This is a genomic window from Roseovarius sp. A46 (genome assembly GCF_004126395.1).
GTDB classification, from domain to species: Bacteria; Pseudomonadota; Alphaproteobacteria; order Rhodobacterales; family Rhodobacteraceae; genus Roseovarius; species Roseovarius nitratireducens.
On record NZ_PVWS01000021.1, the window covers coordinates 1 to 16,583 of the forward strand.

8 protein-coding genes, 1 tRNA gene and 1 pseudogene are annotated in these 16,583 nt (G+C 64.9%); 1 reads left to right on the forward strand and 9 read right to left on the reverse strand.

All coding sequences use genetic code 11. The features are described 5' to 3' along the window. The 7 genes and pseudogenes from C6W92_RS11800 to C6W92_RS11835 all read right to left on the reverse strand — a co-directional run. Positions 1–283, reverse strand: a 283-nt coding sequence (locus C6W92_RS11800) for an adenosylhomocysteinase (protein WP_164989225.1), incomplete at its 3' end; no start/stop codon positions are given. Positions 284–310: 27 nt separating this feature from the next. Continuing rightward, entirely contained in the window at positions 311–1,501 is a 1,191-nt protein-coding gene (gene metK, locus C6W92_RS11805; RefSeq protein ID WP_129433413.1) for a methionine adenosyltransferase, read from the reverse strand. 60 nt (positions 1,502–1,561) lie between these two features. Next, positions 1,562–5,289, reverse strand: a pseudogene (gene metH, locus C6W92_RS11810) (methionine synthase). Between the two features lie 11 nt (positions 5,290–5,300). Beyond that, entirely contained in the window at positions 5,301–6,179 is an 879-nt protein-coding gene (metF, locus tag C6W92_RS11820; protein WP_129433423.1) for a methylenetetrahydrofolate reductase [NAD(P)H], read from the reverse strand. 74 nt (positions 6,180–6,253) lie between these two features. Then, positions 6,254–7,936 carry a methyltransferase domain-containing protein gene (locus C6W92_RS11825; RefSeq protein ID WP_129433426.1) on the reverse strand — a complete coding sequence of 561 codons (1,683 nt, stop codon included), beginning with the start codon at positions 7,934–7,936 and terminating at the stop codon, positions 6,254–6,256. 701 nt (positions 7,937–8,637) lie between these two features. Further along, on the reverse strand, positions 8,638–11,745 hold the full coding sequence (locus C6W92_RS11830) for an efflux RND transporter permease subunit (RefSeq protein WP_129433429.1): 3,108 nt from the start codon (positions 11,743–11,745) through the stop codon (positions 8,638–8,640). 21 nt (positions 11,746–11,766) lie between these two features. Beyond that, a complete protein-coding gene (locus C6W92_RS11835; protein ID WP_206735527.1) occupies positions 11,767–12,843 on the reverse strand; it encodes an efflux RND transporter periplasmic adaptor subunit in 1,077 nt (358 codons plus the stop codon). Between the two features lie 426 nt (positions 12,844–13,269). Between C6W92_RS11835 and C6W92_RS11840 the strand changes: the two genes are divergently transcribed. Further along, positions 13,270–14,670 (forward strand): hypothetical protein, encoded by a 1,401-nt coding sequence (locus tag C6W92_RS11840; RefSeq protein ID WP_129433434.1) that lies wholly within the window; start codon positions 13,270–13,272, stop codon positions 14,668–14,670. Between the two features lie 200 nt (positions 14,671–14,870). Here the strand turns inward: C6W92_RS11840 and C6W92_RS11845 are convergent. Both C6W92_RS11845 and proS read right to left on the reverse strand, forming a co-directional pair. Next, positions 14,871–14,946 (reverse strand) — tRNA-Ala (locus tag C6W92_RS11845). A gap of 54 nt (positions 14,947–15,000) precedes the next feature. After that, complete coding sequence (proS, locus tag C6W92_RS11850) at positions 15,001–16,356, reverse strand: proline--tRNA ligase (RefSeq protein WP_129433437.1); 1,356 nt, start codon at positions 16,354–16,356, stop codon at positions 15,001–15,003. Positions 16,357–16,583: the final 227 nt, after the last annotated feature.

The window sequence follows — 16,583 nt, forward strand, 5'->3', positions numbered from 1 at the left end:
CCGCGGCGTGATCCTGGGTGGAGAAGATGTTGCACGACGCCCAGCGCACGCTCGCGCCCAGCTCCACCAGCGTCTCGATCAGCACGGCGGTCTGAATGGTCATGTGCAGGCTGCCGGCGATCCGCGCCCCCTTGAGCGGCTTGTCCTCGCCATAGTCCGCGCGGAGCGCCATCAGACCCGGCATCTCGGTTTCGGCGATGTCGAGTTCCTTGCGGCCGTAATCGGCCAGAGAGATGTCGCGGACAGCATAGTCCGCGGCTGCGACGTTTTCTGGTTTGTTCATGGTGTCGTTCCTCGAATTCCGTTTGGGTTACTGCGCGGCCACGGTGGCGCCGAAGCTGCGGGCCAGCTCTTCGGCGAGGTCGGTTTTCTCCCATGAGAAGCCGCCGTCGTCGTCGGGATGCCGTCCGAAGTGACCGTAAGCTGCGCTGCGGGTATAGATGGGTCGCAGGAGTTGCAGGTGATCGCGGATGCCGCGCGGCGTCAGGCGGACCATCTCGCGCAGACGGCGCGACAAGTCGTCTTCCGAGACCTGCCCAGTGCCCAGCGTATCGACATAGAGCGCCACCGGTTCCGGCACGCCAATAGCATAGGCGAGCTGGATCTGGCATTTGTCGGCAAGGCCCGCGGCCACGACGTTCTTGGCGAGATAGCGCGCGACATAGGCTGCGGACCGGTCGACCTTGGTCGGGTCCTTGCCCGAAAACGCGCCGCCGCCGTGGGGCGCCGCGCCGCCGTAGGTGTCCACGATGATCTTGCGGCCGGTCAGCCCTGCGTCACCGTCGGGGCCGCCGATGACGAAGTTGCCGGTGGGGTTCACGATCAGCTTGTCGTCGGCGGGCAGATCCCAGCCTTCATCCTTGAAGACATCGGTGATGTAGGGCCTGACCATCTCGCGCACCTCGGCCTGGCTGAGGCCCTCAGCGTGCTGGGTCGAAACAACGACGGTATCCAGGCCCACGGGCTTGCCGTTCGCGTATTTCAGGGTCACCTGGCTCTTGGCGTCGGGGCCGAAGTTCGGCTGCTTGCCGGATTTCCGATCCTCGGCCATGTGGCGCAGGATGCGATGCGCGAACTGGATCGGCGCGGGCATCAGCTCGGCGGATTCATTGCAGGCATAGCCAAACATGATGCCCTGGTCGCCGGCGCCTTCCTCGCCCTTGTCGCCCTCGTCAACGCCCTGCGCGATGTCGGAGGACTGGGCGTGCAGGCGGCAGATGATCTCGACATTGCGCCAGGAGAACCCGGGCTGGTCGTAGCCGATGTCACGGATCGCATCGCGGGCGATCTCCTCGACATCCTTGAGCACAGCTTCGGGACCGCGCACCTCGCCGGCGATGGTCAGGTGGTCGGTGGTTGCCAGCGTCTCGCAGGCCACCCGGGAATGCGGGTCGGCGGCCAGGTAGGCATCCAGAATGGCGTCCGAAATCCGGTCGCAAGCCTTGTCGGGATGTCCCTCGGACACCGATTCACTGGTGAACAGCCAGGTCTTGTTGCTCATCTCGTTCCTTTCTCCACTGCTGTGGGGGTGGGTCGGTATTGGCAAGTGAACTTGCCGGGGTCAGGCGATCTTGCGATCCGCCCGTGACTTGTCGGGCCGATAGGCCAGACTGGGCGCCAGCCAGGCCTCGACCTCGGCGATCTCCATCTCCTTGCGCGCGGCATAGTCCGAAACCTGGTCCGGTCCGATCCGGCCGATCCCGAAATAGCGCGCCTCGGGGTGCGAAAAGTAGAGACCCGAGACCGCAGAGGCGGGCCACATCGCACAGGAGTCCGTCAGGTTGAGGCCGGTATGCGCGGGCGCATCCAGCAGGTCGAAAAGCGTGCGCTTCTCGGTGTGGTCGGGGCAAGCGGGATAGCCCGGCGCGGGGCGGATGCCGCGATATTGCTCCCGGATCAGCGCCGCGTTGTCGAGCCCCTCGCCCGGGGCGTAGCCCCAGAGGCTGCGGCGCACGCGGGCGTGCAGCGCCTCGGCAAAGGCCTCGGCCAACCGGTCGCCCAGGGCCTGCACCATGATCGAGTCATAGTCATTGCCCTCGGCCTTCAGCCGGTCGGCAATGTCGTGCACCTCCGGCCCGGTGGTGACGGCGAAACCGCCCACCCAGTCCGGCGTACCCTCGGGCGCGACGAAATCGGCCAGGCACATCTGCGTGGCGTCGCGGGTCTTGTTGCGCTGCTGGCGCAACTGCGGCATCCGCGCGCGCAGCTTGCCGCGCGTCTCGTCCGTCCAGACAAGGATGTCGTCGCCCCGGCTGTTGGCGGGCCAGAGCCCGACCACACCGCGCGGGGTGAACCAGCCTTCGGCCTCGATACGATCCAGCATGGCCTGCGCATTGTCGAAAAGTTCGCGCGCCGTCTCGCCCCTGTCGGGATCGTCGAGAATGGCGGGGAAGTTGCCCCTCATTTCCCAGGTGGAAAAGAACGGCGTCCAATCGATGTAGTCGCGCAGCGCGGCCACGTCGGTATCGTCGATCACGGTCAGGCCCGGGGTCTGCGGCGCGGGGGGGCTATAACTGTCCCAACCGCCGTCAAAGGCATCCGCCCGCGCCTGCACCAGCGGCGCGGTGGGCCGCTCGCCGGTGCGATCGTCGCCCGCCCGCATCTTCTCCTGACCTTCCGCGATCTCGGTCAGATACCCCGGCGCCGCCGCTTTCGACAACAGCTTGGACACCACGCCCACGGCCTTGGAGGCATCGTCCACATGGATCACCCCGTTTTCGTACTCCGGCGCGATCTTGAGAGCGGTGTGCTTCTTGGAGGTGGTCGCGCCCCCGATCAGCAGCGGCAGGTCCAGCCCCTGCCGGGTCATCTCTCCCGCCACCTCGACCATGCGGTCGAGCGAGGGGGTGATGAGGCCGGACAGCCCGATGATATCGGCCTTCTCTTCCCTGGCCTTGGCGATGATGTCCTCGGTCGGGACCATCACGCCCATGTCCACCACGTCGTAGTTGTTGCATTGCAGCACGACGCCGACGATGTTCTTGCCGATGTCGTGCACATCGCCCTTTACCGTGGCCATCAGCACCTTGCCCTTGGCTGAGGTGTCCCCCTGCAGGCGCTTTTCCTCTTCCATGTAGGGCAGCAGATGGGCCACGGCGGTCTTCATCACGCGGGCCGATTTCACCACCTGCGGCAGGAACATCTTGCCGGCGCCAAACAGATCGCCCACCACGTTCATTCCGTCCATCAGCGGCCCTTCGATCACATGAAGCGGCTTTTCCGCGCGCAGGCGGCATTCCTCGGTGTCTTCGACCACGAAATCCGTGATCCCGTGGACGAGCGCGTGTTCCAGCCGTTTTTCGACCGGGGCCTCGCGCCACTTCGGGTCTTCCTTCTTCGAGGCCTCGCCGGTGCCCTTGTACTTGTCCGCGATCTCCAGCAGCCGTTCGGTCGCATCGTCGCGGCGGTTGAACAGCACGTCCTCGACCCGCTCGCGCAGTTCCTCGGGAATGTCGTCATAGACAGTGATCTGGCCCGCGTTCACGATGGCCATGTTCATCCCCAGCGGGATCGCGTGATAGAGAAAGGCCGAGTGCATCGCCTCGCGCACCGCGTTGTTGCCACGGAAGCTGAATGAAACGTTCGACAGCCCGCCCGAAATATGGGTGTCCGGCATGTCCGCCTTGATCAGCTTGATCGCGTCGAAAAAGGCGTTGGCGTAGTCGTTGTGATCCTCGATCCCCGTCGCAACGGCAAAGATGTTGGGATCGAAGATGATGTCCCAGGGCTGGAAGTCCGCCTTCTGCGTCAGCAGGTCGTAGGAGCGGCGGCATATCTCGTACTTGTGCTGTGCGGTCTCGGCCTGACCGTTCTCGTCAAAGGCCATGACCACCGCGGCCGCACCGTGGCGGCGGATCGTGCGGGCCTGTTCCAGGAAAGCCGCCTCGCCCTCCTTGAGCGAGATTGAGTTGACCACCGCGCGGCCCTGGACGCATTTCAGCCCGGCCTCGATCACCTCGAACTTGGAACTGTCGAGCATCACCGGCACACGGCTGATGTCGGGCTCGGAGGCGATCAGGTTGAGGAAGGTGACCATCGCCCGTTCCGAATCGAGCAAACCCTCGTCCATGTTCACGTCGATGATCTGGGCGCCGTTCTCGACCTGGCTGCGCGCCACGTCGAGCGCGGTGGCATAGTCGCCCTCCATGATCAGCTTCTTGAACCGGGCCGAGCCGGTGACGTTTGTGCGCTCGCCGATATTGATGAAATTGGCAACACCGCTCATGCTGCATCCTCCTTGCTAGCGCCGGGGGCCTCGAACATCTCCAACCCCGACAGGCGCATCCGCCGCACCGTTTCGGGGACCGCGCGCGGGGCCTTGCCGGCGACGGCCTCGGCGATGGCGCGGATGTGATCGGGCGTGGTGCCGCAGCAACCACCCACAATGTTCACCAGCCCCGCATCGGCCCATTCACCCAGATGCGCAGCCGTTTCCTCGGGCGTCTCGTCATAGCCGCCCATCTCGTTGGGCAGGCCCGCGTTGGGATAGGCGCTGATGCGCGTGTCCGCGACCTCGGAGAGCGTGCGCACGTGCTGGCGCATCTCGCCCGCGCCAAGGGCACAATTGAGCCCGACCGAGAAGGGACGCGCATGGCTCATGGAGACCCAGAACGCCTCGGGCGTCTGGCCCGTCAACGTGCGCCCGGATCGGTCGGTGATGGTGCCGGAGATCATCAGCGGCGGCACGTCCAGCCCTTCGTCTTTCAGGCTGTCTATGGCAAAGAGCGCGGCCTTGGCGTTGAGCGTGTCAAAGATCGTCTCGACCAGCAGCACATCGACCCCCGTCTTGATCAGGGCCCGCGCGGCTTCGCCATAGGCGCGTGCCAGATCGTCAAAGGTCACGGCGCGATAGCCCGGGTCGTTCACGTCCGGGCTGAGGCTGGCGGTCTGGTTGGTCGGGCCGATGCCGCCGGCAACCCAACGCGGGCGGTCGGGTGTGGACATGGCGTCAGCCGCTTCGCGAGCAAGGCGCACGCTCTCGGCGTTCATCTCGGTGACAAGGCTTTCCATACCGTAATCGGCCTGGCTGATCGCATTGGCGCCAAAGGTGTTGGTGCACAGGAGGTCCGCGCCCGCCTCGAGAAAGGCGATGTGAATGTCGCGGATCATCCCGGGCTGGGTCAGGCTCAGCAATTCGCTGTTGCCGCCCACGTCGGTTTTCCAGTCGGCGAAGCGCTCTCCGCGGTAGACGCCCTCGTCGGGCTTGTGCTGCTGGATCATGGTGCCCATGGCACCGTCCAGTACCAAGATGCGGCGGGCGGCATGGGCGACGATGTTGGACTCTGTCATCTCGACTCTCCTCAGGCGGCGCTCTCGGACGGGATCGCCGGCGTAATCCCGAGCGCGCGGCAGACCGCCAGGCTGACCTCGGGTCGATTGAGCGTATAAAAATGGAACTCGGACAGCCCCGCCTCCATCAGAAGGCGGCATTGTTCCGTGGCGACGCTGGTGGCGACCATGGCGCGGGTCTCGGGCGCGTCGTCCAGCCCCTCGAACATCCGCGCCAGCCAGTCCGGCACCGTCGCGCCGCACATCGCCGAGAACCGCTTGAGGCCGGCGAAATTGGTCACCGGCATGATCCCCGGCACGATCGGCGCGGTGATGCCCGCGGCACGGGCCCGATCGACGAAGCGCAGGATCACCTCGGTGTCGAAGGTGTATTGTGTGATCGCCCGGGCCGCACCCGCATCCAGCTTGCGCTTGAGATGGTCAAGATCGGCCGCGACGCTGGCGGCCTCGGGGTGAACCTCCGGGTAGGCGGCCACCGAGATATCGAAATCCGCCACCCGGCGCAGCCCCGCCACCAGCTCGGCGGCGTCACCATAGCCGTCGGGGGCGAGGCGCTGTCCCTCGGGCAGGTCGCCGCGCAGGGCCACGATGCGGGAGACGCCCTCTTCGTGCAGGCCCCGGGCCAGCCGGTCGATCTCGTCCCGGCTCGCACCCACGCAGGTCAGGTGATGGGCCACCGGACGCCCGGTGCGGTCTCTGACCATATCCACCACGCGGGCGGTGCGGTCGCGGGTGCTGCCGCCCGCGCCATAGGTCACCGAGAAATAGGCCGGTTCGGCACTGGCCAGTTGATCGACAACTCGCGTCAACGTCGCTTCGCCAGCGTCGGTCTTTGGCGGGAAAAGCTCGAAGGACACAAAGGCGGGGGGATCGGGATAGGGCCCGGTCATGCAGGCTCTCCAGTTATGAGGGCAGAATGGTGAGGCAGGGGCCGGGGCGCGCGGCGTCGCCCCGGCGCGGCGCATCACGCCGGCTTGCGGAAGTGCTGGACGCCCCAGGCGAGGTGGCCGTCATCGGCGGCCTTCACCCAGTTCTCCAGCCCCACAGCCATCTTGTCGAGATACTCCGCCGAGGCCCCGGCCTCGCGCAGTTTATCGTAGTTCGCCAGCAGTTCCTCGCGAACACGGTAATAGTGCGTGCGCAGGTCGCTGACCGCGTCCTCCTGTTCCACCGTCTCGAAACCGAGCGCCTCGGCCGCCTCTCGGTAGAACTGGGGCGATCCCAGGTCGTTAAGTTGCAGACGGTCATAGACCGGTTGCAGCACTGCGGGATCTGCATCGTCGGCCTGCATCGGATCGGTGAAGATCAGGTGCCCGCCGGGCTTGAGCACGCGCCACGCCTCGGCCAGAACCTTGGCGCGCAGGTCGGAATGCAGGAAGGCGTCCTGGCTCCAGACCACGTCGCAGCTGGCGTCGGCCTCTGGCACGTCCTCGAACACGCCGTGGCGTACCGTGATCTTGCCGGTCAGCTTGGCGGCGCGGATCTTGCCCAGGTTGTACTCGTTCTGCGTCTCGGAAATGTTGAGGCAGACCGCCTCGCAGCCGGTCTTGCGCACAAGCGTGCGCATGGCGCCGCCATAGCCCGAACCCATGTCCAGCACCCGGGCCGACGCATCCAGCGGCGGGAGCCGGTCGATCATCGACTCAATGGTGCGGTCCGAGGCGGTGCGGATGTCAGGCGTTTCAGCATAGCGGCCGATATGCAGGTCCTCGCCGCCCCAGATGGTGGAGTAGAAAGTGTCGGCGTCGTCGCTGTCGTAGTAATCCTCGGTGATGTCGCGGATATCGGTCCCGGCGGTCTCACCACCGCCCCAGCGTGCCAGGTGCAGCGCCGATTTTTCCGCGACATGGATGTAGAAGTCGGGATCGTCCTCGGCATAGGTTTCCTGAAAATCGCCATAGGTGCGGACCCGCTCGAACCCGGCCTCGCGGAACAGGCGGCGCATGTAGTCCTTGCGGATCGGGCAAAGGTTGAGCGTGTATTCCGACCCGTCGGGGAAGGAATAGCGCATCCGCACCAGCCCGTCGTCGATATGGTCAGGCTCGGCCGTCACCTTGTCGCCGCAGTAGTAATACTTGTGCTTGCTCGAAAACCCGTGGTCGAGCATCGCATCATAGTTGCGCTGGTCGAGGATGAGGATGCCGTCGTGCTTGAGCGCGGCGTAGAACTCGGCCAAGGCGCGGCGGCGGTCGGACTCCTCGTAGAGATGGGTGAAGGAGTTGCCCAGACAGACGATCGCGTCGTACTTGCCGTTGATATCGCGGTTGAGCCAGCGCCAGTCGGCCTGTGCGGTCTTGAGGATCAGCCCGCGGCGGCGTCCGTTCTCGAAGGACTTGGCCACCATCGAGGCCGCCCCGTCCGAAGCGGTCACATCAAAGCCCGCCTCGGTCAGCCGGACCGAGTGAAAGCCGGTGCCGCAGGCCACGTCGAGCACCCGTTCCTTGCCCCGGGCGCGCAGGATGTCGATGAAGAACTGTCCCTCGCTCTCGGCGCGGCCCGCCCAGTCGATCAACTCGTCCCACTTGTCGACGAAGGTCCTGACATATTCCTTGCGGTAATGGTCGGTCTCGCGATCGGCCAGCGGATCGTCGCTGTAGACCTGATCGGTCATGGTCAGCTCAGCGTTTTCGGCCATCATGTTGCTCATTTCTGTCTCCGTTCCAAACTGTCCCGTCACCGGCGATGCGAATGCTCGCCGGTCGCGCAATATCACTGCGCGAGCCCCGAAAGGCGGCACTGACTTCTTTGCCCACTTCGATGTTCACCGCGGCCAGCGTGATCGCGCTGCGGGCGGCAATGTGGTCAGGTCCAGGTTCTGCGCGGGTCGGTGCCAAGCGGGTCGCCGGCTCGGCTCCGACACAAGGCGTCAGAGTGCTGCCCGATATGCAACGCGACCTTCACGAACAAATTGCGACCATACAACCCCCATTTGCGACATTTTTTCTAATATGCTGATTCAAATAGGGAAAGACCGATTAGGCGGGATTCTCCGCTGCGAAATGCACCGCCGACGACATCGGGTGCCACGGTCATAATTCACCCATATGAAGGGCGAGGAGAACCGCGGGCTGCGCGCATTGGACCGTTGGGCATGACGAAATGAAATGGACCCGGCTCGTTCAGGCCGCGTCCGTGCCTAACTTGTCCTCAATCGCCGCGGTGGAGACTGGCAGGCTGACCAGTTCGGTCAGCTTAAGGATGCCCCCAATCCCTACAGCAGCGGGCTCGGAGAGCGGCAGCGGTCTGCCCACGGCCCTCGGGGCATCAAGCGCGACATTCACCTTGAGCCAGTGTCCGAACTTCGGCGGATCGCTCACCAATATTCGGATTGACTTGCCCCGCCCTCTCCTAGCTCTTCGTTCCCGTGGCACGTCGAAACAGGCGCGTCACGATCACGAAGAAGAGCGGTACGAAAATCACCCCCAGAACGGTGCCCGAGATCGTCCCGCTAAGCACGCCCGAGCCGATCGCGTTGCGCCCGCCCGAGCCCGCGCCCGAACTGAGCACCAGTGGCAGAACCCCGAGCGAGAAGGCCATCGAGGTCATGATGATCGGGCGGAAACGCTGCCGCGCGGCTGTGGCCACCGCGTCGATAACCCGTTCGCCGGCCTCGTGCCGTTCGCGGGCAAACTCCACGATCAGGATCGCGTTCTTGCCCGTCAGGCCGATGACGGTGAGCAGCCCAACCTGGAAAAACACCCCGTTCTCGAACCCGCCCAGCCACGCGCCGGTGAGCGCGCCGACGATGCCGATGGGCATGGCGAGCATGACGGCAAAGGGGATCGACCAGCTTTCGTAAAGCGCGGCCAGCGACAGGAACACCGCCGCGAGCGACAGCGCATAAAGCAACGGTGCCTGATTGCCCGAATCGCGCTCTTCCAGCGAAAGGCCGGTCCATGCCAGGTCGAACCCGGGGCCCAGCTCTGCGGCGAGCCGCTCCATCTCGGCCATCGCCTCGCCGGTCGAGACGCCGGGGGCGGGAGAGCCCTGCAACTGCACCGCGGGAATGCCGTTGTAGCGATAGAGCCCCTGCGCGCCGTAATCCCACCGACCTTCGGCGAAATTCGAGAACGGGACAAGCCCGCCGCTGGCATTGCGCACGCGCCATTTCTCGATATCGGTTGGGGTGGCGCGCGCCTCGGCCTCACCCTGCACATAGACCCGCTTGATCCGGCCTTGGTCGATGAAATCGTTTACATAGGTTCCGGCCCAGGCGATTTGCAGCAACTCGCCCACATCGGTAGGGGTCAGCCCCATCGCCCCGGCCTTGCGCCAGTCGATATCGAGGTTGAACTGTGCCGCGTCCTGCAGCCCGTTAGGCCGGACCGAGCCGATGAGATCGCTTTGCGCGGCCATGCCGAGCAGCCGGTTGCGCGCCGCCATCAGATCGGCGTGGCTCTGCCCGCCGCGCGCCTGCAGATAGAGATCGAAACCGGAGACGTTGCCCAGCTCGATCACCGAGGGCGGCACGACAGGAAAAACCTGCGCGTCGCGGATCTGACTAAACGCGCCAAAGGCCCGGCCCGCCAGCGCCTGCACGCTCTGCCCCGGTTCCGTCCGCTGGTCCCAGTCCTTGAGCTGCACGAAGGCAAGACCCATGTTCTGGCCGTTTCCAGAGAAGCTGAAACCGACGACGCCAAACATCGAGTCGACCACCTCGGATTCCTGTTCGAGGTAATAATCCTCCACCTTCTTGACCACGTCGAGCGTGCGCTCGGCGGTCGCCCCGGTCGGGGTCTGGATGAGGGTGAAAAGGATGCCCTGATCCTCCTCGGGCAAAAACCCGGTCGGCGTGCGCAAGAACATCAGCGCCATGCCAAGGGCCAGTGCCAGGTAAACGACGAATACCCGCACGGGGCGGCGTACCGACCAGCGCACCGTGCCGGCGTAGCCCGAGATCAGCCCATTGAAACCAGCGTTGAACCACGCGAACGGGCCGCGCCGTGCACCGTGCCCCTTGGGCTTTAGCAGCGAGGCGCATAGCGCGGGCGTCAGCGTGATCGCCACCACGACCGAGAGCGCCATGGCCGACACGATGGTGATCGCGAATTGCTGATAGATCACCCCCGTGGAGCCGGGAAAGAACGCCATCGGCACGAAAACCGCCGACAGCACCATCGCGATCCCCACCAGCGCACCGGTAATCTGGCCCATGGATTTATGCGTGGCCTCGCGCGGGGGCAGGCCCTCTTCCTCCATGATCCGCTCGACGTTTTCGACCACCACGATGGCATCATCCACAAGCAGACCAATGGCCAGCACCATCGCCAGCATTGTCAGTGTGTTGATCGAAAATCCCGCGACCGCCAGCACCCCGAACGTACCTAGAAGAACCACCGGCACCGCCAGCGTCGGGATCAGGGTTGCGCGCAGGTTCTGCAGGAACAGCAGCATCACGAGGAACACCAGACCGATCGCTTCGAACAGCGTCTTGACCACCTCCTTGATCGAGATTTCCACGAACGGCGTGGTGTCATAGGGGATCACGTAATCGACACCCTCGGGAAAGAAGCGGGCGAACTCGGCCATGCGTTTCTTGACCGCACGCGCCGTCTCGAGAGCGTTCGCGCCAGGTGCCAGCGTGATCGCCATGCCCGACGCGGGATCGGTGTTGAACCGCGCGGTCGTGGCATAATTCTGCGCGCCGATCTCGACGCGGGCCACATCGTCAAGCAGCACCAGGCCACCATCCGTTTCCGCGCGCAGCACGATCTGGCGGAAATCCTCGGGCGTATTCAGCAGCGATTGCGCGGTGATCGTGGCATTGAGCTGCTGTCCCTCCACCGTGGGCCGCGCACCGAATGCGCCCGCCGAGATCTGCGCGTTCTGCGCCGAGACCGCCGCCACCACGTCGGAGGGCGACATCCCGAAGGCGGCCAGCCTGGACGGGTCGAGCCAGATCCGCATCGCGTATTCCGAGCCGAACACCCGTACCGAGCCGACCCCCTCGACCCGGCTCAGCTCGTCAACGAGATTGGTGGACATGTAATCCGACAGATCGACCTGGTCGAGCGTGCCATCGGTCGAGATCATGCCCACGACCATCAGGAACCCGGCCGACGATTTCTCGACCGTGATGCCCTGCCGCTGCACGATCTCCGGCAGGAGCGGCGTGGCCTGGCCCAGCTTGTTCTGCACCTGCACCTGCGCGATATCGGCGTCGGTCCCGGTCTCGAAGGTGAGGGTGATCTCGGTATTGCCCTGCGAGGTCGAGCGCGACGAGAAGTAGCGCAGCCCGTCGAGCCCGGTCATCTGCTGCTCGATCATCTGCGTGACGGTATTGGCCACGGTCTCGGCAGAGGCGCCCGGGTAATTGGCGGACACGGTGACCGAGGGCGGCGCGATCTCGGGGTATTGCGCCACCGGCAGGAGCCGGATCGCCAGCACCCCGATCCCCATGATCAGGATCGAAATGACCCAGGCAAAGACCGGGCGGTCGATGAAGAAACGTGCCATGTGCCTGCGTCCCCTGCCCGGTTACTCTGCGCGGTCTTCGGGCGCAACGGTCGCCCCCGGCCCGGTTTTCTGAAAGCCCGCGACGACCAGCCTGTCGCCCGGGTCGAGCCCTTCGTCCACCACCCAGTTGCTGCCTTGGTCCTGCACGATCCCGAGCGGCGTCTCCTCGATCACGTTCTCTTCGTTCACGACCCATGCGGTCGGACGCCCGCGCCGGTCGCGCACCACGGCCTCCTGTGGCACGAGATACACCGCCTCTGCCACCTCGACCGGCATCTCAACCTGCACATACATGCCGGGCAAGAGAAGCAGCTCGGGATTGTCGAACTGCATGCGCAGCGTCACCACGCCGGTCTGCGGATCGACATTCGGTTCGGCGGCTTTCAAATGCCCGGTTTCGGAATACTCCGAGTCGTCGGCCAGAATGAGCCGCACCGTCGCATCAGCCCCGCGCAGCTCCTCTTCCGTCTCGCCGCGCCGCCAGCGGAGCAGATCGGCAGCGGACTGCGTTACATCCACGTAAACCGGGTCGATCCTGCGGATCACTGCCAGCGGCTGCGCCTGGCTTGCAGTGACCAGCGCGCCCTGCGAGGTCTGCGCCAGCCCAATTCGTCCCGAGAGGCGCGCCCGGATCGTGGTGCGCGACAGTTCGATCTCGGCAGAGTTGAGCTGCGCGCGAGCCAGCTCCAGCGCCGCATCGGCACTATCTCGTGTCGCCGTGGCCTCGTCGAGCGCCTGCTCGCTAGCCACGTTGCGTGCCCGCAATTCGACCAGACGCCGCTCCTCGCGTTCGGCAGCGCGCAACTGCGCCTCGGCCTGTGCCACGCTCGCGCGTGCCTGACGGACCGTTGCTTCGTAGGTCGCCCGGTCGATCTGATAGAGTGGATCACCTTCCGTCACATCCGCGCCCTCGTCAAACAGGCGTTCGGTGATGATGCCGTTGACCTGCGGGCGCACCTCGGCTTCGGCAGAGGCGGCGACACGGCCCGGCAGAAGCGAGGTTAGCGTCACGTCTTGTGGCGCAACAGTTATCACGGTGACCGGCACTGTTCCCTGCTGCGCCTGCGCGGCACTCGTCAGGGTGCACATGCTGGCCATGAGGATCAGAAGGAACCTTCGGAGAGAGGCCATCGCAAGCCCTTTCACTGTCAAGATTTGGCGTAATTGCCTCTGTTGAACTGCCAAGGAACGGTGGCGCTCTTTAGATATGTCTCGCCTGGAAATGGCAAGTGCACGGCCGACAGCAAACGGGCGAAAGCCTGCGTCACGCATTCCTGGGATTCCGGTCGTGTCGCAGCTTGAAATTTGAAATTGAAGGGGGCAACGCTGGCCACTCCGGATTACCCGAATGCTCCAACCTCCGAACAGAATAGGTCAACATCAACACGACATGGAACAAGCAACTGCGATCCTCTTCGCGGATATCATCGTGCGATGGCGCGACCTCTGCGATTGCCCATGCGTATTGCCGCCTGACAGCGCAGCAGGCACAAGTGTCTGGCAACTTGTGGGACGATTTCGGAAATGACCAATGGAAATCGAGAGAAGATCGACCTTCTAACCGGTCTCCTGCTGATCGCGATCACCTGTCTTGTCATCTTTCACGAATGGCATGTCGCGGCGTGGATGGCGCCCGCGAAACCTGTGCTTGTGGTGATGGTCGCCTGCATCTTCGCGGCGCAGGTGCGGTTTTCGCGCAAGGCATTTGTCGCGGTGGCGCTCGGCCTGACGCTGGCGCTGGCGGTCAGCACGGCGGACTGGCAGGGCACGGTTCTGGACGGGCTGGGTTCGGCGGCGTTCATCGCGGCCTTCTTCTCGGCGCTCTCGACCCTGCGCAATGTCGCACAGACCTCGCCCGCGGTGCAGGCGGCGGGCCGGTTTCTCTCGGGCCAGCGACCGGGTCGGCGCTATGCCGCGCTGACCGTGGGCGGCCAGGGATTCGCGTTGCTGCTCAATTACGGTGCCATCCAGCTCTTGGGCGCCTTGGCGCTCGCAAATGCCGGATCCGAGCCAAACGCAGAGGTGCGCGGCCACCGTATCCGGCGGATGCTCCTGGCCATTCAACGGGCCTTCGTGTCGACGCTTCCGTGGTCGCCCCTTTCCTTTGCGATGGCGATCTCGGTTAGCGTCGTGCCAGGGGCAAGCTGGTCACAGGCGATGGTCCCGGGGCTGGTTTCGTCCGCGCTTCTGGCCGGGGTCGGCTGGGGGCTGGATACCGCGTTCAAGCCAAGGCTGAGCGTAACACCTCGACGCCCCGAACCGAGCGGCTCCTGGGCCTCCATGTTGCCGATGGTCGCGCTGCTCGGGGTCCTGGTGGTCAGCGTCATCACCCTGTCTGCCGTCACGGACGTGCGGATCGTCGGGCTGGTGGTGGTTATCGTGCCGGTGATCGCGCTTGTCTGGATGCTCATCCAGCACTGGGCACATGCGCCCGTCCGGTCGGTGGCGATGCGGGTCGGTGATTACGTGACCAAGGAACTGCCGGGGTATCGCGGCGAACTCACACTGCTGATGATGGCGGGGTATATCGGCACCGTCGGCTCGGCCCTGCTGGGGCCCTTGATGCAGCATGCCGGGCTCGACCTTTCGGTGCTGCCCCCGTGGGTCATCCTCGTAAGCTTTGTCTGGCTCATCCCGCTGGCCGGGCAGGTCGGGATGAACCCGATCCTGGCCGTGACGCTGATCGCGCCGCTCATCCCCGGGGCGGACAGTCTCGGCGTGGCCCCGCCCGCCATCGTCGTGGCACTGGCAGCAGGCTGGGCGCTGAGCGGGGCCAGCTCGCCGTTCACCGCGACGACGCTGTTGATCGGATCCTTCGCCGGCATCAGCGCGCTGCGTGTCGGATGGGTGTGGAACGGTGTCTATACGCTAAGCTGCGGCATCGCCCTGTCGATCTGGGTGGTGCTTTACGCCTTCGTCTTGTGATGGCCGAATAGATGGCCGGCGCCGGTATTCAACCGCCTCGGTGTTCTGGCGAATGTTGTTGGCCGTTCGTTCCAAACCCGTGCATCTGAACCAACGTCAGGGCAACACCCTCGCAGCGTTCGCGGGACGCGGTTTCCGAACTGGTGATATCGCCTGTCCGTTCAAGGTCTTGGCCGACATCTCGACGATCAAGCAAGAAATGGTGGAGCCGAGGGGAATCGAACCCCTGACCTCGTCATTGCGAACGACGCGCTCTCCCAACTGAGCTACGGCCCCGGTGGGCGCTGATTTGCGCAATTTGCCTGCCAAGGTCAAGGGACAAAGCGCCGCTCAGAAGCACGGGCGCAGCACGTGCCCTGCATAGATATCGGCGAGCCGTTGCACCGCATCCTCGGGCGGCAGTTCCTCGTTCTCGCCGGTGCGCCGCGAGGTGAGTTCGACCACGCCGTTCTTGAGCCCCCGCGGCCCCACGGTGATCCGCCACGGCAGGCCGATCAGGTCCATCGTGGCAAACTTGCCGCCCGCGCGTTCGTCGCGATCGTCGTAGAGCGGCTCGAGCCCCAGCGCCGTCATCGCGGCATAGAGCGCCTCGCAGGCGGCATCGGCCTCGGCGTCGCCCTGCTTGAGGTTTACGATACCCGCGTGGAATGGGGTCACGCCCTCGGGCCAGATAATGCCCCGCTCGTCATGGCTCGCCTCGATGATCGCGCCCACGAGGCGGCTCACACCGATCCCGTGGCTGCCCATGTGCACCGGCACGGGTTTGCCGTCGGGGCCCTGCACGGTGGCACCCATCGGCTCGGAATACTTTGTTCCGAAATAGAAAATCTGTCCCACCTCGATGCCACGGGCGACGCGGCGGCGGTCCTCAGGGATCTCGTTGAACAGCGCCTCGTCATGGGTCTCGTCGGTGCGGGCATAGCGCGAGGTGAATTCCTCAAGCACCGCGCGGCACTGCGCCGGGTCGTCATAGTCGATCTCGCGGTCGCCGAATTTCAGGTCGGTGATGGCGCTGTCGTAGAACACCTCGGACTCGCCGGTTTCGGCCAGCACGAGGAATTCGTGGGTGTCGTCGCCGCCGATGGGGCCGGAATCCGCCCGCATCGGGATCGCCTGAAGGCCCATCCGCTCGTAGGTGCGCAGGTAGCTCACGAGGTGGCGATTATAGGCGTGCAGCGCATCTTCTTTTGTCAAATCAAAGTTGTAGCCGTCCTTCATCAGGAACTCGCGGCCGCGCATGACGCCGAACCGGGGGCGGACCTCGTCGCGGAATTTCCACTGTATCTGGTAGAGGGTGAGGGGCAGGTCCTTGTAACTGCCTACGTGGGAACGAAAAATATCTGTTACCAGTTCCTCGGCCGTGGGGGTATAGAGCAGGTCGCGCCCGTGCCGGTCCTTCATGCGCAGCATTTCCGCGCCGTAATCGTCGTAGCGGCCGCTCTCGCGCCACAGGTCAGCCGATTGCAGGATCGGCATCTGGATCGGGTTGTGACCCGCGCGCGCCTGTTCCTCATGGACGATATTCTCGATCTTTCTCAAGACCTTGAAGCCCAGAGGCAGCCACGAATAGATGCCCGCCGTCGCCTGCTTGATCATGCCCGCACGCAGCATCAGCCGGTGGCTGGCGATCTGCGCCTCGGCGGGCGTCTCCTTGAGGACGGGCAGGAAATAGCGGCTCAGACGCATGGGCGGGCCTCGTGGCTTGGGGGCGGATGTCGCGGCGGTTCTAGGCGAGAAGCCGAAGCGGGGCAAGACGCCGCGCGCGCCGCCCCGGCACCCCCGAACCTGCAGGTTCAGCGCACGAACCGCACGGTTCGCGGGGTGCGGCGGGCGGTGGGGCGACGCGACGTTAACGGATGGCGGCGGCGCGCGCTGTTCGCTAGCGCTGCCATCCCTGGATAGAGGCGCGGTTT